Source organism: Clostridium moutaii (assembly GCF_041205085.1).
Taxonomy (GTDB): domain Bacteria; phylum Bacillota; class Clostridia; order Clostridiales; family Clostridiaceae; genus Clostridium_B; species Clostridium_B moutaii.
In genome coordinates this window covers 56,309-80,987 of the sequence record NZ_JBGEWD010000013.1, presented here as the reverse complement: position 1 = coordinate 80,987, position 24,679 = coordinate 56,309, and the positions used below count along the sequence as shown (strand labels likewise).

Below are 24,679 nucleotides of genomic sequence, written 5' to 3'. Positions count from 1 at the left end.
ATCACTCCCTTTCCAGGTGAACCATAATTGATTCCAAATCGGCATCTGACATTTTTGCGTCTATGTTCCTGCAATCTGCAGATCTGATTAAAGCACTGTATCCATGCTTACCCTTTTTGCATCCAATCAATTTTAATTTGAGATTGTCTGTCAGTTGTTCCTCTGTAAGCTCCAATACTCTATATTGTGCTAAAAATGAATTTATACCGGTATTTGCAAGAATTTTTCCATTCTGAAAGTTCATCAGGAGTTTTATTTTCGTCCAGTTTGAACATATTCATGTAGTGGCTATATACCCTATTATCCCACTGTTTATAAAAGCGGCGGGTGACTGCCGAAATTACCTTTATCTTCTTTTTAGGATAGTAATTAATTCCTCCTAAAACAAAGCCCACTTTCTGCTTTATCTCGAATTCACTGTCCTTAAATTTCTTGCCGAAAAACATGATCTCACCGCTATCCGGATGGACAAAATTCAGAAGTGATTTTAGAGTTGTGGTTTTCCCTGCACCATTACAACCTATAAAGCCGGTAATTGTCCCCTGTTTTAAACTAAATGAAACATTGCTCAGTTCAAAGTGTTCATATTTTTTTCATAAATCTACAACTGACAAAACATTTATTTTTTCTCCTCCTTGTGGGAATCAGGCAGTTTCCCGTCAAAAATCATCTGTGTAAGCTTTGAAAACATACTTTGAGGTGGAATTGCAATTCCCTGATCTTCATCCCCCAACAAAATCAATGTGTCACCTGGTTTAATGTTGAAAACATCTCTTGCTTCTTTTGGTATCACAATCTGCCCCTTTTCTCCAACTTTAACTGTCCATGCATATTTTCCTTTTGGTCTTGCCATTTTCATTTCCCCTCCAGCATATTCTTTGTATAATAAGTATGACTTGTATGATTTATTGTAATAATATCATTTCTAAATATATTTGTCACTAATTCTTGGAAAACGGGTTTATGTCAAAGTTATTCCCTTATTAGAATACAAAAACCAGAGTAAGATTTTACTCTAGAACATCAATTGGTATTTCAAGTATTACAAGAGCTCCCACTGTGATTTCAGAATTTGACAATTTCACAAAGCCCCCATGAAGTTTCATAAAGGACCTGGCAATAAAAAGCCCCAGGCCACAATGATCCCTTGAAGTCCTGCTGCTGTCACCCCTGTAGAACTGTTCCCCGGCCAGCTGCAGTTCTTCCTTTGAAAATCCCCTTCCGCTGTCTTCAATTGAGAACCTTATCCTATGGTCCTTTCTCTCCAGCTTTAAATTAATCTTTCCACCCTTTGGGGAATATTCAACTGCATTTGATATCACATTTACAAGGGCCCTGTACAGCAGCTCTTCATCTCCATGGAAAAATTCCGGTACATTTTCCCCTTTGCCGCTCACAAACTGAATATCTTTTCTATCCGCAAGAGTCTTCCCCGCGGTTTCCACCTTTTTGAAAAATGTTTTCGTATCTATCTTGACCGGATTAAATGTAATACTGTTTTCTGATTTTATCATATCCATAAGCAGTGTTAAATAGCGTTCAATTTCACCGGCGCTTTCAAGAATATGCTGGTTGTATTTCATAGCCGCAGGATCACTGCAGCTCTCTTTCATAAGTTCTGCATTTCCCCTTATAATGGTAAGTGGTGTTTTTATGTCATGGGCCAGTGAAGAAATTTGATTTTTTCTTGCACTTTCCATATTCCACTGTCTTTCCAGTGAATCCTTCAATGCCATTTTCATCTCATCTAAAGAATTTATAACCTTATCAATTTCATAGATTCTCGAATAACGGGGACTGAAATCAAGATTCCGCTGTTTTATCCTCTCTGTAATTTTCATCAATATATCCATCTCTTTTGAAAAATATCTGCCAAATTTTGCAGAAAGTAAAAGTATCTCCATTATAAAAATTAAGAATGCAAGAATATATGATAAATTTTCGATATCAGGAAAATATTTCCTGAGAAATAAATTTGTAAACTGCGCCCTCAGTGGATACCTGACAATACAGATTTCATTACTTCTGTAAAAAAACTTATAATAGTGATATCTCCCTGAGTTCACTTTATTGTTTTTAAAATCCCTCCAGACCTCCTGAAATTCTCTGACTTTAAAATTTCCATAGAGAATTTCACCCTGCCTGCTGTAAACACCATACTGACAGCCTTCAGGCACCAGAGCTTCAGTTACCTTTTCCACCCTTGTAATCTTATTCCCATTTTGTTGGATTTTCTTCTCAAAATAATTGGCAGGAAACACAATATTTGCTTTAAGCATAAAATCAAATCCAAATAAGATAAATAGGAAAAGTATAAAAGTGCTGAAAATAAAATATATAATATATTTCACAAATAAACTTCTAAAACTTTTACTGCCCTTTAAAGCCATTTATAGCCAATCCCCCAAACTGTCTTTATTGGATGGCAATTCACACTGTCAAATTTTGCCCTTATGTTTTTTATATGCTCCACTACGGCAGAGCTGTCGCTTTCCCTGTCAAATCCAAATACGGACTCATATATCTTTTCCCTGGGAAACACCTGACCATGATTTAAAGCTAAAAATTCACTGATTTCATATTCACCCTTTGTCAAAGGCACCATTTTGTCTTTTACATATACTTCTTTTGAGGACATTTTAAATTTAACCCTTCCTATGGCAAAACTGTTGTGCTTCTCCCTGTGCTCCCGTCTGAGATGGGCCGCCACACGGGATCTTAGCTCTCCAATTCCAAAGGGCTTTGTGATATAATCATCTCCACCCAGTCCAAGTCCCTTTATAATGTCCCCTTCAGAGGTCTTTGCCGTCAAAAATATAATAGGACAATCCACCAGATCCCGGATTTTCCTGCAGAGGGTAAATCCATCCATATCCGGCATCATTATATCCAGAAGTATCAGATCATAATGCCCACATCTTTCCACTGTAAAATTTGAAAAATCGCTGACAGCAGTAACTTCATGCCCTTCCCTGGAAAGTGCAGCTTTTATAATTTCAAGAATTCCCTCTTCATCGTCAATTGCCAGTATCTTCGCCATTTTATCACCTCATATGTTCAATCTCCGCTTCTTCCCTCAAAAGAGTAAAAGAAAAACACACTTATTATAATTATAGCAATTGTCATTGCAGTGCAGGTATAAATTCCACTTTTAAAATCCCCTATAATATAAGCACTATTTGTAGTATTTGCATTTAAGCCAATATAATAATAGGAAAATCTCACTCCAAAAGCACAAGGAATCCACTTCCATATCCCATCTCCAAGACCTGTGAGCATTAAAGCTGAAATCAGACTCTCACCGATTCCAAGACCTATGGACGCCCCGCTGCCAAATTTCAGACTGCAGAGTGCATGGAGAAAATATAAAAATACCATACTTGAAAAAAGCAGTAAAACAATTTTTCCATAAATTGCTGCAGAGATGAGATTATCATTGTTTGAAAACTCCATTCCAGCTGCAAAAACGCCTGCTGCAATAAACAGGGAAAATAACTCCAGCAAAAAAAGCATGGCTATTTTACTTAAAAATTCAGCTGTCTTGTACCTTGCCATTAAAAGCTGCTGAAAATTTCCTGCATCTGCTTCCTGCTCCAGTGCATTACTTGTCACTATTCCAATTATGAGGGGAAATTCTATGGACAATACTCCGAAATATCCGGATATCTTTGAAAATGTATTTACAGTAGAATTTGAATAGTAAACTATAAACGCCGCCGCTATAAAAAGCGGTACAAGAATATGAATCCATAAAAGAGAGCTCCTCCTTATTTTCTGAAAATCCGCCCTGACAAACCTAAAGAACTGAACCATCTATTTTGCCTCCTGTCTTTCATACCACTTTGAAGTTGCAAATGCAAGTACTAAAAACAAAACCAGAGAAATTGCAATTCCAGGCAAAATGACATCCTTTGAAAGAAGCTCCGGCCTGAAAGTCTGATTTCCCGGAGCGGCCAGCAGACCATTTGGAAGAATCTTTAAAATTGGGCACATGAGCCTTGCGGGAATGTCATAGGGTATCATCCAAAGCAAACCCTCTACTGCACATAATATTCCAAGCACCATATAAGCTGCCATATTTATGATAATTGTGGGGAACATGCCTATTTTGCTTCCAAGGAAAAGACAAAGGGGAATCTGCCACAAAAAAGTGAGTACGAGTACTGAAACTCCTTCAAACTGGTTTAAAAGAGGCAATTTGAAAATACCCATACCCAGAAGGTTTCCGATGGCTACAGCACCGGCCAGAACAACAATTGAAGCTTCCACCATAAGGAGTATGCACAAAAGTATCTTGGACACCCATACTTTTTTAAGATCAACCGGCAGTGACATCACCGCCATATTTTTCATTCTGCTGTCCTGTTTTGCCACAAGAGTGCACAGTATAGATATCATTCCCGGAAGTATCATTGCATACCACCAGTTATAGACATTCTGATGGAAATAGGATGCAGAAAGAAAAAGTACCACTGCTATCGTAAAAACAGGTGCCAGAAAAACAAGTTTTTTTGAAAAGCTGTGTTTTATCTTCAAAGCCTCGGACTTAAGATATGCTGCCATGTTATTCGCCCTCCCTTCTGTACTTTCCTGCAACTTCCACAAAAAGTTTTTCCAGATCCTCTCCTGCTTTCATGTCTCCCTGATAGCCCAAAACTCCACCTGAAATAATTCCTATTTCCTGAGCCACCTGTTCTACTTCACTCAATATATGACTTGACAGTATAACTGTTATACCCTTCTTGGGAAATGATCTCACAAGCTCTCTGAACTGCTGTATTCCAAAAGGATCAAGTCCATTGGTAGGCTCGTCCAAAATCAAAAGCTTGGGGTGGTTTACAAGGGCCAGAGCTATACCAAGGCGCTGCTTCATACCCATGGAAAACTGATGTGCCCTCTTTTTTCCCGTATTTTTAAGATCAACTATACTTAGTACTTCGTCAATTCTGCTATCCGCAAGTCCCAGAACCGTAGTTCTCACCTTGAGATTTTCCCTGGCAGTAAGGTTTCCATAAAGAGGCGGGGATTCAATAAGTGCCCCTATATCCTTCAAAGTGCTCCTGCTCCAGGGCTCATTTTCAAATAAAATTTTCCCCCTTGTGGGACGAAGCATGCCTGTCAGCATCTTTAGTGTGGTGGATTTTCCCGCCCCATTGGGACCCAGAAGTCCATAGATGGAATTTTTCTTTATCTTAAGGGATATGTTCTTTACCGCATATTCCCCTTTGAAGGTTTTGCAGAGATTACTGGTCTCCAAAATCAAATTATCCATTTCAATCATCCTTTCCTGTATAAAGATGATAGCAGATAATTATAAGGATTTTATAAGGAACGTGAAAAAACTTTCCTAGATCAATAGTTGAATTCTTTCATATTTAGTCCCAGAAGGCCGTATTTGATGCTAATCTTCTTCTCATTCTTTTTTAACTTGACATCTTGAAAGCAGAGGCATATAATAAATTGGTATTCTTAAAGTTAGAATTCTAACTATATGAAAGGTGATGTATATGACATACGAAGAATTGCGAGAGTTGCATGACCTATTATTTAAAACCATGGGGTTATTTCATGAAAAATTTCTCCGCCAATTTCCAAAAGAAAGTCGTCAATACCCGGGAATTAAAAAAAATCACATCATGATCATAGGTTTCCTTTATCAGAATAAGATTCTTACTGCAACCCAAATTTCAAAGATGCTTAATATGGAGAAAGGCAGCTTAACCACCTTGATTGATCAATTAGAGGAGTTCGGTCTGGTTATTCGCTGTGAGGATGTTAACGACCGCCGAAAAACCTTGATATCCCTTACGGATGCTGGAAAATCAGAAATGGAAGATATAATGAGAAACTCCATTCAATGTATAAACAAAATTTTAAGTAATACAAAGTCTGATGAGCTAATGAAATTTATGGATAGTCTTAAATATGCTGCCGAATTTATGAAAAAAATTAAGAAGGTGAATTAAAAAATGGATAGTACAACCGAACTTAGAGATGGAAAAATTAGCAGTCTGCTGTGGAAGTTTTCCTGGCCAGCTGTTATCGCCATGCTTGTAAATTCCATCTACAATATTATTGACCGTATATTTGTAGGCCGTGGAGTGGGTTCAATTGCTATTGCAGCTATAACCGTGGCCTTTCCAATTATGCTTATTCTCATGGCAGTGTCTGTGCTAATTGGTGTTGGTGCCACATCATTGATATCCATTCGCCTGGGAGAAAAAAAACCAGAAGAAGCTGAAAAAATTGCTGGAAATGCCACATTATTGTTGATATCACTACCACTATGTATAAGTATTATTTATTTCCTTTTTAGCGATCCTATTCTAACTTTTTTCGGGGCAAGTGCTGAAGTTCTACCTTATGCCAAAGATTTTACTCACATTATAATGCTGGCATCAGCCTTGGGTTCTATAAGCATGGGAATGGTAAATTTTATAAGAGCTGAAGGTAATCCCAGAATGGCCATGTATACCCAGATAATCGGAACTGTGATAAATATAGTCTTAAATTATATTTTTGTAATAAGATTAGGCATTGGAATTAAAGGATCCGCACTGGCCACCATCTGTGGTCAGATATTTTCATCCATTTGGGTTTTAAGTTATTTTCTTTGGGGACCTAGTCTGCTTAAAATACGACTAAAAAATCTCAGATTACAGAAAAATATAGTCATCAGTATTGTATCCATCGGCTTTGCTCCTTTTTCCATGCAATTGGCCAACAGTCTGCAAAATACCATTTTGAACAAAGCGCTTATGACCTATGGTGGAGATATGGCACTATCGGCCATGGGTATTGTGGGAAGTGTAGCTACTTTAATGTTTATGCCTATTCTTGGCGTTAGTCAAGGTGCCCAACCCATTATCGGATTTAACTACGGCGCCCTACAATTCAATAGAGTAAGAGAAGCTTTGAAAAAGGCAATAATTGTTGGTACAATCATAGCGGTAGTCAGCACTGCAGTGGTGCATTTATGGCCCACTCAAATCGCTAACATGTTTAGCAGCAATGATATAAAACTAACCCGGCTCACTGCTCATGCAATGTCAGTCTTTTTTTTGATGTTTCCTGTAGCTGGTTTTCAAATTGTCTGTTCCCAATACTTTCAGGCAGTGAACAAACCAATTCAATCCACGATTTTGGGATTATCCAGGCAGTTGTTGTTATTGATTCCCCTATTGCTGATATTGCCACACTTTTGGGGTATTGAAGGTGTATGGAGGACTCCACCTATAGCTGATATCTTGTCTGCTTTGATAACCGCAGGCTTTGTCTTCTTGGAAATGAAACACATTAATTCACGAAGTTCTTGTATCCCAAATGGATCAAGTCCATTAGTGGACTCATCTAAAATCAACAGCTGAAATTTAGCTATAGTGAAAGATTTAATATAAGACAAGTCTCTTCACCCACATAGACAAACTGCCCCTGACTCTACAGACCCGACTCTTTAAATTTATGCTCTGATTTGAAGGTTCGATATTTTATCCGGGTTCTTTTCCATTACATTTATTATTCAGCTCCTTTATTTTGCCGCTTAATTTGTTTAACTTATTTTGAATGTCTGTAAATTTTTTATCTAGTTTATTTCGTTGATTAATTAAATTTTTGCTGTTGGATATACCGGAATTTGCAAGAACATTTAGTTCAGGAACCAAATTCTGGGTTGTATCCAATACTGAATCAATACTGTCTAAGCCAACTTCCAATTCATCTGATAATAAATTCATTGCTTCATATATTCCTGAATAAAATCTATCTGGTACATTGCTTATATTAGTGGATATACCCATACTTAATGCAGAAAGCTGATTTATGATTCCATTAATGTTGTCTTTTGAAGAATTGCTGTTTATCAACATTTTTAACTGTGTTAAATAACCTTTCTCAGTGTTTAATGAATTTTTCAATGATTCCAGAGAATCTATAAGATCACTTACCGAATTGGCAGGCATAATTTTATTTATAGTATTCAGAATTCTGATATCAGTATTTACTTTGTCTATTAAGGAATTGTTCAATCCATTCAGATTATCTATCATGCTGCTGGCTGAACTTGCACCAATATTTGCATCATTCATATTTTGTAAGTTGTTAAGTAACAGTTGAAGTTGGTTTTCTTTTGATTCAATTTCATTTATATCTTTATCCAGATCACTTTGTGCAGAATTTATAGATTGTTTGGTGGATAAAGTCAATGTCCTTTCCTGTGCTACAATATCATAAAGATTGTTTATCGGCTGGGACAATTTTGGCAAATCCGTCTGAACTTCACTGAGATATTTTTGAAGATTTTCTGAGTTGGAATTTTCCTTGGATATATGGTTCTTTATACTGTCCACAGTAGCCATGGCCTCCGGTATAATATACTTCAGCTGTAAAATTTGCGGTTTATCTGTTTCAATCTTTTTACCTATAGAATTTAATTGTTTTAGGGCCTCTTTGTTTACTGATTCTACAAAAGTGCTCCTTATATTATTTATCAGCTCAGTTTTAGCTGACAATGTATATGTCCAGTTTACTTCCATCTATTAATGCATCTATGGAATTACCTCCTTGAGAAGTAGGCCCCTGTACAGCTGTCAAGACAGAAGAAGCACCATTTGCGGATTCAATAAGTTCATTTGCTAGAGAATTCAAATTTTTTCTTACCTGTCCATTGTATTTGTTAGTTTCACCTATTAACTTCTGATTTATATTTGCCATATCATTTACTAGTGAATTTATCAAATTCTTATTCATTCCATTTGAATTATTAAGCTGCTTTTGAATACTGTTTATCTTGTTTTTCTCTACATTCAGCGAATCTCTGGTATTTTTTAAAGAGTCCAAAAGTCTTGATGTATTGTCATCATTCTTGAATTCATTGATTTTTTCAAGATCCGCATTTTTACCATTTACAAATTTTCATCCTATTTTATGATTATCTTTTAATTTTTCCACGATCTTGTTACCTGCATTTAAATCTTGCCCTCTAAACTTTATACCTTTATCCTCATTTACTATGGCCACAGGAATATTATTTGTATTTCCATAAGGATCCCAACATTCTTTTATATTAACCCATGCATATAGAGAGGGAAGAATACATACGCCTGCAACAATCAACATTGTCATCTTATTTTTAAGGGTACTTTTCATATCTCTTTTAAAAACTTTTATAATACTTTTTAGCATATATTAATCCTCCTATTGCGAATACCAAAAACAGATCCATATTTCAAAATTCCATATTTCTAGTGACCATTTAATAAGTCTGCAAAATGATACCAGCCAATATAAATAATCTTTAAAGATAGTATTACTTATTAATGAAACAAAAAAAATAGCAGTTCATCAACAAATAGATGCTACTATTTTACTTATTTTTTATAAAGTTTATACAATTTTATTGAACTATACACAGTAAATTAAAGAAATGGATGAATAGATTTAATGTAATATATTAAAGGAAGTCAAAATGACTTCCTTAAAACTGATATATCACAAACCTATTCTAAAACATAGTCTTAAAATTAAGACATACCTTTATTTTATATTGTTATGTACTGATTTTTTTATATAATTTAGTTATTTGTTTTTTGTGGTTCATCATATTCCTCTCCAAAAGTTTCTACAGTTACATTTTTCATCTTTTGGTCTTCATAGGGTTTATCATTGTAATCTCTCTTTTGTGATACTATTTTATCTACTTCCTCAATTCCTTCTATAACTTTTCCAAAGGCAGCATACTGACCATCAAGGTGAGGTGCATCATCTGTCATTATAAAAAATTGTGAACCTGCAGAATCCGGAGCCATAGTTCTAGCCATAGAAATTACTCCCTTTTTATGTTTTAAATTGTTTGCAAAATTATTGGATGAAAATTCACCTTTAATTGAGTAATCTGGTCCTCCCATTCCTGTACCTTCAGGATCTCCTCCTTGAATCATAAATCCTGGTATAACCCTGTGAAAAATCACACCGTTATAAAAACCTTTTTTTACTAATGATATAAAATTATTTACTGTATTTGGTGCAATATCTGGATAAAGCTCTATTTTTATCAGTTTTTCATTTTCCATTTCAATTGTAACTATAGGATTTTTCATTTATATTCCTTCTTTCTATAATTTCTCATATAGCAAATGATATATTTGCTATATGTATTTATACAATAAGTTCTTTCACAACTATTGTCAAGCAAATAATTTCTTTGTTCAAAGGGAATACTTAAAACCAAAATAGTTGCTGTATTAAACTGTATGTCTCTAGTTTCAGGTACCATTGCAATCAACCAAAAGTCTAAAGACTTAAAAGTAGCTTAATTAATTATAATTTAAAGTTTAAAATTTATCCACAGGTATTTATAATCATTCTGTTGCCGATCAAGGCCCAACCCCATGAACTTATGCAAAAGTTCATCGCCTGCTCAGTTTGTACTGTAGATTTGTATACAGTGCAAAAAAATTTTATAGTTTTAACATATGAAAAAACACTTGCCAAGTGTTTAAATTTACCTTTTTTTAAATATATCTTCTTTTAACTGCTTATAAATGGTTATTGATGTTCTAAATACTTGTGATAAAAATTTTACCCAGAACAGGAGACCTCTTTCCCATTTATTACGTGTGTTCCATAAAATCCAAGCTATAATACTTAAAATAATTATTAAAATAGAAATTACAGTAGTCTTATATTCCTTATAAATGGCCTTTGCAAATAATTGAACTGCAGCAATATATCTATCTTGAATTTTATTTGCTGGTGATGGCAATTCAATAGCTTCAAGATATGTATCTTCGTTGGTTACTTTTACCCGAAGATAATGATAATAACTGTTGGTTGTTAAAAGTTCTGCACCGCCTCCACCACTTATAACATATCGTACATTATCTTTTATATAACTAAAATAACTATGGATATGTGAAAGGAAAACTGTATGTACGTGATATTTAGTCATAATATTTTCAAAACGTTTTGCTTCTGCTTGATCTGGAAATCCATGATTAAGGCTCTTATATTGGCTGTAGTTATTCATAATTCTTTCTATTAACCCTGGCCTTTCCTCATCAGAAATATTGGGTAGAGTATTAGCATCAACATATTTTCTTGGATCAGATGGAGGAATATGTGAGAAAACAAATATTAGTTTTCCCTTTGCACTTTTCAAATCATTTTCTAGCCATTTATATTGTTCTTCGGGTATAGCAACCTTTTCAGTAAAACCACGGGAACTATCTAAAAACACCAGATGTACATTCTTATAATCAAAGGAATAATATGGGGGACCAAAAAGTTTTGTATAAGTGGGTCTACCATTTTCTCTAATATCATGATTTCCAAGTGTAGTATATAAAGGAACTTTAAGTTTAGCTACTGACTCATAGAAAAGCCTGTATTTATGTGGTTCTCCTCCAAATACCAAATCACCATCATCAACAGTAAATGCTGGATCAATAGCATTTATCTGATCTAGTATCTGCGAAAATGTTTGATAACCATCTCTATTATCACCTAACATTACAAATTCAAATCCATCAGTATTATCTTTTGGGACAGCCTTAATAGTTTTTTCTTCATTTGCTTTTAAACTAATAGCTAATGCCACAGTATGTGAATCAATAATTTTAACCTGATTTTTTTCAATGTTACTAAAATTAGTATCTACAGGATTAATATTCTCAAGTCTTAAATAAAATGTTTTATTCCCTTTTGAATTTGCTCTTATTGAGATCTCAGGCGTAGGAGATATTGAACGTAAGATCAAATTCTCTGTTCTATTATCAATAGTTTTTCCTTTAACAAATCCACCTTTTATTGCTACTTCACTACCATTCCATACATAAGATGAAATTGAACCTGAAGGATTAAAATTTAATGGAATGGATGAAAAATTCTTATCAACTTTAAAATGTCTAAAAGAACAAATGAGAAATCCAAAACAAATCACTAAGATCAGTATAAAGAGTAGTCTATTAATTCTAAATTTTTTCATATTAATATTCACCTCAGGTATTTTTTGATTATACTCATGACTATTTATATATAATAATTGCCATTTGATATTTTCTAATGCATAATAGTTAGCTTTGTTTAATATCATCAGGCGTTTTTTAATGACTTGTCAACATTGTCTTTACTCAATATTATTGATATCAAAATAGCAGAAATAATACCCAACATACCACCGAACCAGAATGGTGCATTGGAGTTAATGTGCTCCCACATTGAACCAGCTATAATTGACGACAGTAAAAGACCAATGCCCTGCAGCATTCCATAGATACCCAGCACAGTACCCTTAAAATGAGATGGTGCAACTTCAGCAATAAATGCCCTTTCAGCACCACTGATAAATGCAGTATACGCTCCGTAGGCAATAAAAAGCAGTACCATAGTACTCTTTGATATCATCATGGCAAAGCCAAAATATACAAGGCCATAAATAACATATCCCGGAACAAGTATCGAGCTCCTTCCAAATTTGTCGGATAGTTTTCCCGATGGAATGGCAAGAACTGACGTTGAAACATTAAAAATTAAATACAGAAGCATGACCTGTGATGATGAAAATCCTCTTTCCTGTGCCTTCAGAAGTAAAAAGATATTTGATGAATTCCCCAGACAAAAAATAAACATTACGGCAAGATATAATTTCAGCTTACTGTCTAGTTTGACACCTTTAAGAGTAAACTTTTCACTGCTTTGCTTTTGGCTTTTGTCTTCCTTTACAGTAGTTATAATCAGAACACCAATAATTGCAGGAAAGATGGAATATATAAATGCCTTATGGAATCCGAATCCGGTTGATACAAAGACAAATGCAAATAATGCACCCATAGATGAACCGGCCATATCAAGCATTTTATGTAAACCAAAAGAACCTCCAAGCTTTTTCTCTTCACTTGACTGCACCACAAGCGCGTCTCGAGGTGCTGTTCTAATACCTTTACCGGTACGGTCAATAGCTCTTGCTACTAGAACTCCCATCCATGAAGTAGACATCATTAAAAACACCTTGTAGATCACAGATGCAGAATATCCGATAAAAGTAAGCCGCTTTTTATTTTGATATACATCTCCAATGTATCCGCTGAACACTTTTAGTAGAGATGCTATACTTTCTGCAATTCCTTCAATAATTCCAACGATTGCGGGAGTAGCACCAAGGGTAGATGTTAAAAATAGCGGAATCAACGGATAAACCATTTCAGTACTCATATCTACAAACAAGCTGACAAGGCCAATCAATACAATATTTGAAATAATCATTTTCTTTTTCATTTTTTTAATCACCCATATTCACATTAGTTTCCTGAGGTATAGTTTAATTATACTACAGCTTGATATTACTTTTGTCGTAAAATTAATCTAACCTGTCTTTTTATGGTGTTTTCAATTTACAAAAAATCATGACACCACTTTTCTATGCCATGATTATATAATTTATTAGTACCATTACATAGGTTGCATATAGGCCACTGGCATCACACAGGTTATTATTTCAAAAACCATGTTTATATAATCCCATAGTGTTCTAATGCATGTTTGATTCCATCTTGTTCTATATTCTTTGTAACAAATGACACTAAATCAAATAAAGTGGGCGTGGCATTTCCCATGGCGATGCTATTAGGTACGTATTTAAGCATTGGTAAATCATTAATACTGTCACCAACAGCGTAGCAGTTTTCCAGCGGTATATCCAAATATTGCTGAAGAAATTTAATGCCTGTTGCTTTGGAGTATCCTTTTGGTACAATTTCTCCAAAGTTATTTCCTCTATCAATATAATCAAATTTTTTAGTTATATAAGAATAAAAAGCCTTATAATCGCTATCTCTATTTATCCATACTACAAACTTGTCAAAGTTCAGTTCTGGATCATCCCAGGATTTTGAAACATCAAAACCCCGTGAAATAAAAAATTCTTTAAATTTGGCTAGTCCACCAGTAGGAATTCTAGTTTGATCAAAGAAAATGGAATTCAAACCTTCAAGAAGTGCCTCCATTTTGTATTCACGAAGTTTTTGTACAATTTCAATACAAGTTTCATGTGGTATTGATTTATGCAAAAGAGGCTTGCCCTTATAATTGATATAAGTTCCGCAGCCACAGATATAACCATCAAATCCAATGTTCTGTATTTCTTCACCTACATTAAGAAATGTTCTGCCAGTATTTATAAAAGTCAAATGTCCATTTTCACGGGCCTTTTTAATTGCGTCTATAGTACTTTTAGTGCATTCATGGGTTTTTTCATTTATTATAGTTCCATCAATGTCAAAAAATATCATCTTTCTATTCATATTAATTACTCCACCTACCCATACATACTTTTATTCAATAACAATAATTATACCATCTTTTAAATTAAAAGCTCGTATATTTTTACATTGGAATAATTATATATATATGAAGTCTACAATAATTTGAAATGATAGTGGTTATACAAAAATAATGAACATAGATTTGATTTTTATACAAATCTATGTTCATTACCTGTATGAAAATGTTTCTATTTAATTAAGGTAATTGATTTTTATACTGGTCATTGCTTATTTTTTCTATAGGCTCAACATATTCTTCATCTTCATCCGTATACTCTTCAACTATATTTTCTCTTCTATTAAATTTGCCAACTGTCTGATAACTATCTTCCGTATCAAATTCAACTTGATTGTTATGTACACCATCCATGGTATACTCAATGATATTTTCTTCTGGAGGCCTGTTTTTTCTTTCATCAGGTTTTAAATTATCAATACTTTTTTGACAATCAATACAATATTCAGCATATGGAATATATTCCAGACGCTCCCTATCTATCTTTCTGCCACATTTTTTACAAACTCCGTAAGTACCATTTTCTATATTTTTTAAGGCATTATCTATTTTTTTTACAATAACTTCTTCATTTTTTTGGAAAGCCATGCCTCTTTCTTTATCATATATACTGCTTGCACTATCTGCTGGATGATTGTCATAAAAGGATAATTCTGCAGACATTTCAACATTGGATTTTATTGTTTGATTCCTTTCCATTTGTTTTAATAAATCATTTGCTTCATCTCTTTGTGATTTTAATTTATCCTTAAAACTCTCTAATAATTTATTATCCATAATTATATAAGCACCTCTTATTTATATTTCAATATAAATATATTTTAACTAAAAAATCATTGTTTATTCTATAATTATGAATTCTTATGAAACAGTTTCAGATATTAATTTTATATTTCACTCAAGAGAATAGTATATAACACATATCCTTTGAATCTACAACCTATATATTGTACAATTATATGCATATAACTGTTAAATCAAGGAGATGTAAAAATTGTCTAAAGATTTTTTTTCAAGGGTCTATACTATAGCTTCCAGAATACCAAAAGGCAAAGTGGCCACTTATGGGCAGATAGCTTTGTTGTTAGATGAACCCAGAAATGCCAGGATAGTTGGATGGGCTATGAGAAAAGCACCTGTTAATCTCAATCTGCCATGTCATAGAGTTGTAAACAAGTTTGGCGAAATGGCTCCAGAATATGTATTTGAAGATTCTGAAATTCAAAGAACTATTTTAAAGTCGGAGGGGATCATTTTCAAAGAGGATGGCAGAATAGATATGGAAAAATGTTTATGGGATGGGAAATAACCCTAATAAGATTTTTTACATATAGATCTGTGAGTTTCACCTTGTAAGTACACTATTATAGTACTATAATATGTGTTAAATTCTTCTTTTAATAAAAGTAATATATAAAAAAGGTAGTAGATAAAATGAAAACAACTGAAAATTTTAAGAAAACTTTGATTCAAATGCAATCTAGGGAAATAACTGAAAGACAGATATATATAAATGTAGCTAAAATTACAAAGGATGAAAACAACAAAAAAATACTTCTAAAAGTAGCACAAGATGAAGAAGAACATTATAAATTTATAAAAACATATACTCATATGGATGTTCCTGAAAATAAAAAAAGAGTATGGTTTTATTCCACAGTAGCAAAGATCTTTGGTTTTACTTTTGCTGTAAAACAAATGGAAGGAAGAGAAAATGAAGCCATTAAGGGTTATAGTTATGGTGAATTGTCAAAATCTCTTCCGGAATTTTCTAAATTAGCTGAGGAAGAGGAAACGCACGAGTTTTTGCTTATTGACATGCTGGATGAAGAGAGACTCAAATATATTGGTTCCATAGTTCTTGGATTAAATGATGCGCTTGTAGAAATAACAGGCAGTGTTGCTGGATTCACACTGTCCATGGCAGACACAAAAGTAATTGCACTGGCTGGAATGATTACAGGAATCTCAGCTACTCTCTCCATGTCTGCCAGTGAATACATTGCTGAAAAAGCAGAAAGCACAAAAAATGCTGTAAAATCCAGCATTTACACTGGTGGATCCTATTTAATAACCGTTATTTTGCTCATACTTCCTTTTCTTTTTATGCCTAGAAACATGTATATACAAGCGCTGGTTATAAGCCTTATTATTGCTGTAATTATAATATCCATATTCAATTATTATATATCTGTAGCTAAAGGCTTCAATTTCAAACAGCGATTTATGCAAATGGCTGGAGTAAGTCTGGGAGTTTCTCTTTTCTCCTTTATTGTAGGTCTCATAGTAAAAAATATACTTGGAATAAATCTATAACATATTAAGGGCAGCTTTTTCTATAAGCTGCCCTTAATATGTTACCCTGTAAATCTTATTCAGACATTTCCCTGGATTTTTTAGTACAACTTCTCACTGCTGCAATAACTGCAGACCTGAACCCCTTTTCTTCAAGAGTTGCTACGGCCTCTATAGTTGTTCCTCCTGGAGAACAGACCATATCCTTAAGTATCCCCGGATGCCTTCCTGTTTCCAATACCATTTTTGCTGATCCCAGTACAGCCTGTGCCGCAAATTTATATGCTTGACTTCTGGGCATTCCATCCAATACAGCTGCATCTGCCATGGCTTCAATAAACATATATACATAAGCCGGTGAAGAACCACTAACTGATGTCACCACATCCATTAACCTCTCATTTACTATTTCTCCCTTGCCAAAGCTTTCAAAGATATGGAGTACTTCTTCAATTTCTTCTTTACTCACCTTGTTATTAGGACATAATGCAGCCATTCCTTCTCCCACAAGAGCTGGCGTATTAGGCATTACTCTAACCACTTTTAACTTTCTCCCAAACATTTCTTCAATAACTTTTATACTTTTTCCTGCGGCAATTGTCACTATTATTACATTTTCTTTAACCTGATCTTTTATTTCTTTAATAGCTGCCGGATATGAATTGGGTTTTATTGATAAAATCAAAATATCTGCATTTTTAGCTACTTCATTATTATCTGTAGTAGTTTTTACTCCATATCTTTCAGCAGCCTTTTTTAATTTTTTTTCATTCAAATCTCCTACAATTATATTTTCCGGGGTTACCAGGCTTGCCTTAATTATTCCACCAATCATTGCTCCACCCATGTTCCCGCATCCTATAAAACCTATAACTTTATTCATATTTCTCCTCCTAGCTAACTTAAACTCTTTTGTATATTCAACCATATTTTTTATATAAAAGTCAACAAGAGTATCCGTCAGATTAATCATCAGAATTTTTTGAGCTGCAAGCTAAGATTAAATTAGCGAAATACCTTATACCACAATTGCAAATAAATAAGCAGCGGTAAATAATATCCGCTGCCTAAAAATTAAATATTAGAAATCAACTTTTTTCCCTTCATATATATATTGGAAAAGTTTCTTCATCTCTTCTTCAGTTATCTTTGCAGGATTTGCTCCGGTACAGGCATCACCCATGGCATTGTGAGATATACGATCCAAATTCTCTTTAAAACTGCTTTCACTTATTCCATAATCTTTTAATGTAAGAGGAATATTCATGCTCTTGTTCATTTTTTTAATCATGTCAGTTAATGAATCTATCAGTTCATCATCACTATTTCCAGGAAGTTTAAGTGATCTGGCTATTTCTGCATATCGTTCTGGACAAGCACCCTTATTAAAATCTATAACATAAGGCAGGAATATAGCATTAGCACATCCATGAGGTATATGGAATATTGCACCAGTTTTATGAGCCATACTATGTGTTATCCCAAGAAGTGCATTTGAAAATGCCATTCCTGCTAGACATTGAGCTATGTGCATATGTCCTCTAGCCTCTGTATTTCCCTTATAGGATTCAAATAAGTATTTATCAATCATCTTTATAGCATGCAGTGCAAGTGGATCTGAAAAATCAGAACGCAAGCTTGCTACATAAGCTTCTATTGCATGAGTTAATGCATCCATTCCAGTATATGCCACAAGTTTTTTAGGCATGGTTTGTGCAAGAGCCGGATCTATTATTGCTACATCCGGAGTTAAATTAAAATCAGCCATAGGATATTTTATCTGAGTCTTGTAATCAGTTATTACGGCAAATGAAGTTACTTCAGTTGCTGTACCACTTGTAGACGGTATAGCTATAAATTTTGCTTTTTGTCTCAATTTAGGGATCCCAAAAGGAACTACTGCTTTCTCAAAGGTAAAATCAGGATATTCATAAAATACCCACATAGCTTTTGCAGCATCAATTGGAGAGCCTCCACCTATTGCTATTATCCAATCAGGCTCATACTCTCTCATAATCTTGGCACCGTCCATAACAGATTCAACAGATGGATCTGGCTTAATTCCCTCAATCAATTTAACTTCAATGTTTGCTTCTTTTAGATAAGATTCAATCTTGTCTAAAAAACCAAACCTTTTCATGGAGCCTCCTCCTACAACAATTACAGCTTTGTGCCCTTCTAAACTCTTCAGATATTCCAAAGAATTCTCACCAAAGTAAATGTCTCTTGGTAGTGTAAACCTTTCCATTTTTTAATTCCCCCTAATTTCAATTTTTATAGTATTTCATGTTTTAACTAATAAAACATATGTTATAATTTTTCTTTAACTTATTAAAGATATATATTTTTAAGTTAAAAAAACATTATTAAATATATTTCAGCAATATATATGCCAAAAAACGGATGTTGATTTCACTATATCCCCTTGAATGCATAAACTTTGTGTTCATTTTTTTGTCAAAATCTACAATAAACCCTGTAACTTTTTCGAACAGTGCTTTATTTTATATCACTTTTCCAATTTATTCCCCCTCTGAATAGCTGTAAGTCCTGTACGGATAATTTCTTTAATTCCATAGGGCTTCATAATTTCAATAAAAGCGGATATTTTTTTCTCATCACCTGTTGTTTCAATTACCAGGCTCTTTTCATCCATATCCACTATATTCCCTCTAAAAGTATTTACAATCTCCATAATCAATAATTTACTATTTGAATCTGTAGATACTTTTACCAAAGATAGTTCCCTGCAAACGGATGGGACATCTGTTAAATCTATTACCTTTATGACTTCAATTAATTTGTTTAATTGCTTACTGATTTGTTCAAACATATAGTCATCCCCTAGGGAGACAATAGTCATTCGTGATATTTCAGGATCTTCCGTAACCCCTACAGTAAGGCTGTGAATATTGTATCCCCTCCTGCTAAAAAGTCCGGCCACCTTACTTAAAACTCCCGAATGATTTTCCACCAATACTGACAGCACATACCTTTTTATAGTGATCTCCTCCTTTTAAAATGTACTTTCATCAGGATCTACCATGCATTCTATTAAAAATGCCCTGTCTGAATGCAGCGCCTCCTGAAAAGTCTCCTGAAATTCATTATCATTTTTCACTCTTTTTGCCAATAATCCATAAGCTTCCGTCAATTTAACAAAATTCGGATTAATTTTAAAATTAACTCCAAATTCTTTAAGACAGCTGTTCCTCTGAATTTCTCTAACCAACCCCAGTCCCGAATTATTAAAAAGCACTATAATCATATTTATTTTTTTCTCCGCAATAGTAGCAAGTTCAAACATACTCATCTGAAAACCGCCATCACCAACAAAAGCCACTACCTTTTTATCCGGGCAACCTATTTTGGCTCCAATAGCTGCCGGCAGTGAATACCCCATAGTTCCAAGTCCACCGGAAGTAAGAAATTTTCCTTCATCTATAATTTTAAAATTACGAGCACACCAGATCTGATTTTGTCCTACATCTGCAGTTAAAATAACATCTCCTTTTAATACTTCGGATATGTTATGTAAAACATACTTTGGATTTACCTTGTCCGTATTTTTTCTTTGTATTTGTAGATTTTTTTCCCATTCCCTGATTTCATTTATCCAATGTTCACTTTTCACGGGACATATCCCTTCAGACAATTTTTCTAAAATATTTTTTATATCACCAACTACGGGAATATCAGTATCTAGATTTTTGCCTATTTCAGCTGGATCAATATCTATATGAATTATATCAGCTTTTTTTGCAAATTCTCCTATTCCGCAGGTTGTCCTATCTGTGGCTCTAACTCCTATAAGTATTAAAACATCTGCATTTTTCACAGCTTCATTGGCATAATTAAATCCATGAGTCCCTATCATTCCCACATAATAATTACTATCTTCATTCATCCCACCTTTTCCCATCAAAGTATGTACAACAGGTATATGGGATCTTTCCACAAATTCTCTCAATTGCTTTTCACTGTGGGAAAGCATAACTCCTCCTCCTGCACAGATAAGCGGTCTTTCACTGATTTTAATTCTATCCTCAATTTTCTTTATCTGCCCGGCATGACCTTTGGTAGTAGGCTTATATCCTCTTATATTAACAGTTTCTGGATATTCAAAATCAATATTCGCATCCATTACATCTACGGGTATATCTATAAGTACCGGACCTTTTCTGCCAGTTTGCGCTATATAAAATGCCTCCTTCACAATTTTAGGTATGCAATTTGCATCTTTTACAAGAAAATTATATTTTGTAAAGGATTCTGTAGCACCTGTAATATCCAATTCCTGAAACACATCCCTCCCAATTAACGTGGACTTTACCTGTCCAGTGATAATAACCATTGGAATGGAATCCATATAAGCAGCAGCAATACCCGTAATAAGGTTAGCCGCACCCGGCCCTGATGTCACAATACAAACACCAACTTTTCCGGTGGCCCTGGCATATCCACTGGCAGAATGACCTGCTGCCTGCTCCTGCCTTACCAATACATGTTCAATATCTGATTTTCTCAAAGCTTCATACATGGGAATCACCGTAGCACCAGGATACCCAAATATTATTTTTACATTTTCTTTTTTGAAACACTGGATGATTGCCTCAGCTGATTTCATATTCATCTCTCCTTACCATTAGTTAATATACCACTTCTTACTATGAAAAAAATCTAATATATTTTTTATGCACAATAAGTAAAAATAATCTACTTATTGTGCATAATCAACACTGCAAAACTCATCTATCAATTTTTTTAATTTTACCGGCCCAGTAACTTGCAAGAGTAGGGCCTGAAATATTATGCCATACACTGAATATTGCCGACTGATTCTTTTAATCAATTCATTTCCCTTTCTTTATTATTTAAGTACCGCTCCTGTATTTGCAGAAGTTACAAGCTTTGCATATCTCGACAAATATCCTGTTTTTATCTTTGGAACAGGTTTTACATACTTTTTCCTTCTTTCCTCGATTTCTTCAGTATCTACTTTCAATTCTATTTTTTTATTGGTGATGTCTACAAAAATGGTGTCTCCCTCTTCTACAAGTCCTATTAATCCGCCTTCCATAGCTTCCGGTGATATGTGTCCTATAGATGCTCCTCTTGTAGCTCCTGAAAATCTTCCATCTGTAATAAGTGCCACATCCTTGTCAAGTCCCATGCCCGCTATTGCGGAGGTTGGTGAAAGCATCTCTCTCATTCCGGGTCCTCCTTTTGGCCCTTCATATCTTATTACAATTACATCTCCCTTATTTATTTCATTCCCAAAAATAGCTTTTACCGCTTCTTCTTCCGAATTATAGACTCTTGCAGGTCCCTTGTGTACCATCATCTCCGGGGCTACTGCAGATTTTTTAACTACTGCTCCATCTGGTGCAAGGTTTCCTCTTAAAATTGCTATTCCGCCTTCACTGCTGTAAGGCTTATCTATATGTTTTATAACCTCGTAATCAAGCACCCCATAATTCTTTATATTTTCACCTACAGTCTTTCCTGTAACAGTCAATTCATTTTCCTTTATCAAGCCTTTTTTTGAAAGTTCATTCATAAGAGCTTCTATTCCACCTGCCATGTGAAGGTCCTCCATATGATGTTTTCCACTTGGACTCAACTTTGTAAGACAAGGAGTTTTCTTGCTTATTTCATGAAATAAATCCAGATCAAGTGTAAACCCTGCTTCATATGCAATTGCTGGAAGATGAAGAACAGTATTTGTAGAGCCTGCCATGGCCATATCTACAGTTATTGCATTTTTAAATGCATTCAATGTCATTATATCTCTTGGTTTTCTGTCATTTTTCACACAATCCATGACATACATTCCTGCATATTTTGCCAGTTGATTTCTTTCCCCAGTCTGAGCAAGTGCAGTCCCGTTCATAGGAAGCCCCATTCCTAAAACTTCAGTAAGGCAGTTCATGCTATTTGCTGTAAAAAGTCCTGAACAACATCCACATCCCGGGCATGATCTTTTAACTTCCTCTTCCAGTTGTTCTTCTGTTATTTTACCGTCACTACAAGCTCCTACCTGTTCTATACAAGTACTGAAATCAAGTTTCTTGTCATTTAATCTGCCAGCTCTCATAGGTCCTCCGCTTACCACCACAGCTGGTATATTAAGCCTTGCAGCCGCCATTAGCATTCCCGGAACTATCTTGTCACAATTAGGTATTAAAACGAGTCCATCAAATTCATGAGCAAGTGCCATTGATTCAATTGAATCCGCTATAAGTTCTCTCGATGGAAGTGAATATTTCATGCCTATGTGACCCATAGCTATTCCATCACAAACTGCAATTGCAGGAAATTCCATAGGTGTTCCACCGGCCATAGCCACTCCAAGCTTGACAGCCTTAGCTATTTCATCCAGATGCATATGCCCTGCAACAACTTCATTTTGTGAATTTACTATTCCAATCAAAGGTTTCTCAATTTCTTCCTTTGTAAATCCCATTCCATACATAAGTGCCCTAGCAGGAGCACCTTTAATTCCTTTTTTTGCCAAATCACTTTTCATTCTGTAAAACCTCCTCGCATTTATATAGCCCAGCCATATTTCAAATTGCAGTCCGGTATATATGTAAACAGCTTTGACTTGCAGGATCTCACTTTGCCCCACTCTCTGTAAAGTCTTTTACTGCTTATTTTTGCCCCATATACTTTCTATGTTATTTTAAAGCCCCTTTTTATTTATGGGGCTGCCCTGCTAAAGCTCCCCAGCTTCTCCAAAATAGAGAATAAGCAGTGACAACCCTCTCATAATTTCTTTTCTGATTTATGGCTCATAAACAAAATCTGCTTGAACCCATAACTCACTTGACATTTATGTTTGCAGAACAAACTATTCATTATCCGGGTTTTCATTTATCCAAGGCATCATCGACCTCAGTTCCTTACCAACTTTCTCGATAGTTGAATTTTGCTCCAACCTTCTCCTTGCAGTGAATCCTGGTCTTCCAGTTTTATTTTCAAGTAACCAGTCTCTTGCAAATGTTCCATCTTGGATTTCCGTAAGAACCTTTTTCATTTCAGCCCTTGTATCTTTGTTTATTATCCTCTTTCCAATCTTATAATCTCCATATTCTGCGGTATCACTGATAGAATATCTCATTTTATTTATTCCACCTTCATACATTAAATCAACTATCATTTTCATCTCATGCATACATTCAAAATATGCATTTTCTGGAGCATATCCTGCTTCGGTAAGAGTGTCAAAGCCTGCTTTTATAAGTTCAACAATTCCTCCACAAAGTACTACTTGTTCTCCAAATAAATCTGTTTCTGTCTCTACTCTAAATGTTGTGGTCATAACACCTGCTCTTGTTCCGCCAATTCCTTTTCCATAAGCAAGAGCGATATCTTTGCCTTTTCCTGTGAAATCCTGATATACTGCATAAAGACACGGAACTCCTGCACCCAATGTATATTCTCTTCTAACTATATGTCCAGGTCCCTTAGGTGCAATCATAAGTACATCTATATTCTTAGGTGGAACTATCTGATTAAAGTGAATATTAAAACCATGGGAAAAGAACAGTGCATTTCCTTCTGACAAATTATCTTTTATGCTCTCTTCATAAACTTGTTTTTGTTTTTCATCGGGAATGAGGACTGCCACAATATCAGCTTGTTTAACAGCTTCAGCTGTTTCATATACCTTGAATCCATAATCTTCAGCTTTTTTCCAGGACTTGCTGCCTTTATACAATCCAACTATTACGTCAAGACCACTGTCTTTTAAATTTAAAGCTTGTGCATGTCCCTGACTTCCGAAACCTAAAACAGCTATTTTCTTTCCCTTTAAAAGATCCAGATTAGCATCCTCATCATAATAAACTTTTAACTTTTCCATAATATTTTCCTCCTGAATAATTTAATTTGTGCCCACTGTACATTGTCAATTTAATAATTCTGAAATAAAGCACATCAAGTCCCCTTTTTAATTAAACGAAAATTGAGATAATTAAAAATGTTATGACTATTATTTTTAATATAGTTACTCTGCTTTATAATAAATGTTCCCCATAACTTATCCATA

At 34.6% G+C, this 24,679-nt stretch carries 26 protein-coding genes and 1 riboswitch; of the genes, 4 read left to right on the top strand and 22 right to left on the bottom strand.

Translation table 11 applies throughout. From position 1 onward, the window contains the following. Nucleotide 1: 1 nt before the first annotated feature. The 8 genes from AB8U03_RS13205 to AB8U03_RS13170 all read right to left on the bottom strand — a co-directional run bounded on the left by AB8U03_RS13205 (nucleotide 2) and on the right by AB8U03_RS13170 (nucleotide 5,272). Nucleotides 2-244 (bottom strand): hypothetical protein, encoded by a 243-nt coding sequence (locus AB8U03_RS13205; protein ID WP_369705020.1) that lies wholly within the window; start codon nucleotides 242-244, stop codon nucleotides 2-4. After that, nucleotides 180-524, bottom strand: a complete 345-nt coding sequence (locus AB8U03_RS13200) for an ATP-binding cassette domain-containing protein (protein ID WP_369705034.1) — start codon at nucleotides 522-524, stop codon at nucleotides 180-182. Before AB8U03_RS13200 ends, AB8U03_RS13205 begins: the two co-directional genes overlap by 65 nt. A 95-nt stretch (nucleotides 525-619) precedes the next feature. Further along, nucleotides 620-853, bottom strand: a complete 234-nt coding sequence (locus AB8U03_RS13195; RefSeq protein ID WP_369705019.1) for an AbrB/MazE/SpoVT family DNA-binding domain-containing protein — start codon at nucleotides 851-853, stop codon at nucleotides 620-622. A gap of 157 nt (nucleotides 854-1,010) precedes the next feature. After that, nucleotides 1,011-2,279 (bottom strand): sensor histidine kinase, encoded by a 1,269-nt coding sequence (locus AB8U03_RS13190; RefSeq protein WP_369705018.1) that lies wholly within the window; start codon nucleotides 2,277-2,279, stop codon nucleotides 1,011-1,013. A 101-nt stretch (nucleotides 2,280-2,380) separates the two neighbouring features. Beyond that, a complete protein-coding gene (locus AB8U03_RS13185) occupies nucleotides 2,381-3,040 on the bottom strand; it encodes a response regulator transcription factor (protein ID WP_369705017.1) in 660 nt (219 codons plus the stop codon). 17 nt (nucleotides 3,041-3,057) lie between these two features. After that, nucleotides 3,058-3,813: a lantibiotic immunity ABC transporter MutG family permease subunit gene (locus tag AB8U03_RS13180; RefSeq protein WP_369705016.1), complete on the bottom strand. Its 756-nt coding sequence runs from the start codon at nucleotides 3,811-3,813 to the stop codon at nucleotides 3,058-3,060. Then, complete coding sequence (locus tag AB8U03_RS13175; RefSeq protein ID WP_369705015.1) at nucleotides 3,814-4,563, bottom strand: lantibiotic immunity ABC transporter MutE/EpiE family permease subunit; 750 nt, start codon at nucleotides 4,561-4,563, stop codon at nucleotides 3,814-3,816. A gap of 1 nt (nucleotide 4,564) precedes the next feature. Continuing rightward, nucleotides 4,565-5,272: a lantibiotic protection ABC transporter ATP-binding protein gene (locus AB8U03_RS13170; protein WP_369705014.1), complete on the bottom strand. Its 708-nt coding sequence runs from the start codon at nucleotides 5,270-5,272 to the stop codon at nucleotides 4,565-4,567. A gap of 235 nt (nucleotides 5,273-5,507) precedes the next feature. On the opposite strand from AB8U03_RS13170, the gene AB8U03_RS13165 reads away from it, so the two are divergent. Then, on the top strand, nucleotides 5,508-5,966 hold the full coding sequence (locus tag AB8U03_RS13165; protein WP_369705013.1) for a MarR family winged helix-turn-helix transcriptional regulator: 459 nt from the start codon (nucleotides 5,508-5,510) through the stop codon (nucleotides 5,964-5,966). A gap of 3 nt (nucleotides 5,967-5,969) precedes the next feature. Beyond that, nucleotides 5,970-7,367: an MATE family efflux transporter gene (locus AB8U03_RS13160; RefSeq protein ID WP_369705012.1), complete on the top strand. Its 1,398-nt coding sequence runs from the start codon at nucleotides 5,970-5,972 to the stop codon at nucleotides 7,365-7,367. Nucleotides 7,368-7,487: 120 nt separating this feature from the next. Here the strand turns inward: AB8U03_RS13160 and AB8U03_RS13155 are convergent, their stop codons facing one another. The 8 genes from AB8U03_RS13155 to AB8U03_RS13120 all read right to left on the bottom strand — a co-directional run bounded on the left by AB8U03_RS13155 (nucleotide 7,488) and on the right by AB8U03_RS13120 (nucleotide 15,108). Next, complete coding sequence (locus AB8U03_RS13155) at nucleotides 7,488-8,531, bottom strand: helical hairpin domain-containing protein (protein ID WP_369705011.1); 1,044 nt, start codon at nucleotides 8,529-8,531, stop codon at nucleotides 7,488-7,490. Next, nucleotides 8,497-8,835 (bottom strand): hypothetical protein, encoded by a 339-nt coding sequence (locus AB8U03_RS13150; RefSeq protein WP_369705010.1) that lies wholly within the window; start codon nucleotides 8,833-8,835, stop codon nucleotides 8,497-8,499. Before AB8U03_RS13150 ends, AB8U03_RS13155 begins: the two co-directional genes overlap by 35 nt. A gap of 75 nt (nucleotides 8,836-8,910) precedes the next feature. Beyond that, entirely contained in the window at nucleotides 8,911-9,180 is a 270-nt protein-coding gene (locus AB8U03_RS13145) for a YhgE/Pip domain-containing protein (RefSeq protein ID WP_369705009.1), read from the bottom strand. A gap of 389 nt (nucleotides 9,181-9,569) precedes the next feature. Then, a complete protein-coding gene (locus tag AB8U03_RS13140; protein ID WP_369705008.1) occupies nucleotides 9,570-10,094 on the bottom strand; it encodes a peptidylprolyl isomerase in 525 nt (174 codons plus the stop codon). Between the two features lie 239 nt (nucleotides 10,095-10,333). Further along, nucleotides 10,334-10,428: riboswitch (NiCo riboswitch) on the bottom strand. Nucleotides 10,429-10,498: 70 nt separating this feature from the next. After that, complete coding sequence (locus tag AB8U03_RS13135) at nucleotides 10,499-11,980, bottom strand: metallophosphoesterase family protein (protein ID WP_369705007.1); 1,482 nt, start codon at nucleotides 11,978-11,980, stop codon at nucleotides 10,499-10,501. Between the two features lie 107 nt (nucleotides 11,981-12,087). Beyond that, complete coding sequence (locus AB8U03_RS13130) at nucleotides 12,088-13,269, bottom strand: MFS transporter (protein ID WP_369705006.1); 1,182 nt, start codon at nucleotides 13,267-13,269, stop codon at nucleotides 12,088-12,090. Between the two features lie 233 nt (nucleotides 13,270-13,502). After that, on the bottom strand, nucleotides 13,503-14,294 hold the full coding sequence (locus tag AB8U03_RS13125) for an HAD family hydrolase (protein WP_369705005.1): 792 nt from the start codon (nucleotides 14,292-14,294) through the stop codon (nucleotides 13,503-13,505). A gap of 217 nt (nucleotides 14,295-14,511) precedes the next feature. Then, nucleotides 14,512-15,108, bottom strand: a complete 597-nt coding sequence (locus tag AB8U03_RS13120; protein ID WP_369705004.1) for a TraR/DksA C4-type zinc finger protein — start codon at nucleotides 15,106-15,108, stop codon at nucleotides 14,512-14,514. A gap of 217 nt (nucleotides 15,109-15,325) precedes the next feature. Here AB8U03_RS13120 and AB8U03_RS13115 point away from each other — a divergent pair, with 217 nt between their 5' ends. Then, nucleotides 15,326-15,640, top strand: coding sequence for an MGMT family protein (locus AB8U03_RS13115; protein ID WP_369705003.1), 315 nt, complete (start codon nucleotides 15,326-15,328; stop codon nucleotides 15,638-15,640). A gap of 125 nt (nucleotides 15,641-15,765) precedes the next feature. Continuing rightward, nucleotides 15,766-16,647 (top strand): VIT1/CCC1 transporter family protein, encoded by an 882-nt coding sequence (locus AB8U03_RS13110; RefSeq protein ID WP_369705002.1) that lies wholly within the window; start codon nucleotides 15,766-15,768, stop codon nucleotides 16,645-16,647. Nucleotides 16,648-16,702: 55 nt separating this feature from the next. On the opposite strand, the gene proC is transcribed toward AB8U03_RS13110, so the two are convergent. From proC to ilvC, 6 genes are all read right to left on the bottom strand, one after another. Beyond that, nucleotides 16,703-17,509 carry a pyrroline-5-carboxylate reductase gene (gene proC / locus AB8U03_RS13105; RefSeq protein WP_369705001.1) on the bottom strand — a complete coding sequence of 269 codons (807 nt, stop codon included), beginning with the start codon at nucleotides 17,507-17,509 and terminating at the stop codon, nucleotides 16,703-16,705. Between the two features lie 198 nt (nucleotides 17,510-17,707). Next, complete coding sequence (locus AB8U03_RS13100; RefSeq protein WP_369705000.1) at nucleotides 17,708-18,874, bottom strand: iron-containing alcohol dehydrogenase; 1,167 nt, start codon at nucleotides 18,872-18,874, stop codon at nucleotides 17,708-17,710. 261 nt (nucleotides 18,875-19,135) lie between these two features. Continuing rightward, nucleotides 19,136-19,627, bottom strand: coding sequence for an acetolactate synthase small subunit (gene ilvN, locus AB8U03_RS13095; protein ID WP_369705033.1), 492 nt, complete (start codon nucleotides 19,625-19,627; stop codon nucleotides 19,136-19,138). Nucleotides 19,628-19,642: 15 nt separating this feature from the next. Beyond that, on the bottom strand, nucleotides 19,643-21,253 hold the full coding sequence (ilvB, locus tag AB8U03_RS13090) for a biosynthetic-type acetolactate synthase large subunit (protein WP_369704999.1): 1,611 nt from the start codon (nucleotides 21,251-21,253) through the stop codon (nucleotides 19,643-19,645). 243 nt (nucleotides 21,254-21,496) lie between these two features. Beyond that, the gene (ilvD, locus tag AB8U03_RS13085) at nucleotides 21,497-23,155 is read right to left on the bottom strand and encodes a dihydroxy-acid dehydratase (protein WP_369704998.1); all 1,659 of its coding nucleotides are present in this window, start codon (nucleotides 23,153-23,155) and stop codon (nucleotides 21,497-21,499) included. Between the two features lie 324 nt (nucleotides 23,156-23,479). Then, nucleotides 23,480-24,493: a ketol-acid reductoisomerase gene (gene ilvC, locus AB8U03_RS13080; RefSeq protein ID WP_369704997.1), complete on the bottom strand. Its 1,014-nt coding sequence runs from the start codon at nucleotides 24,491-24,493 to the stop codon at nucleotides 23,480-23,482. Nucleotides 24,494-24,679 lie beyond the last annotated feature (186 nt).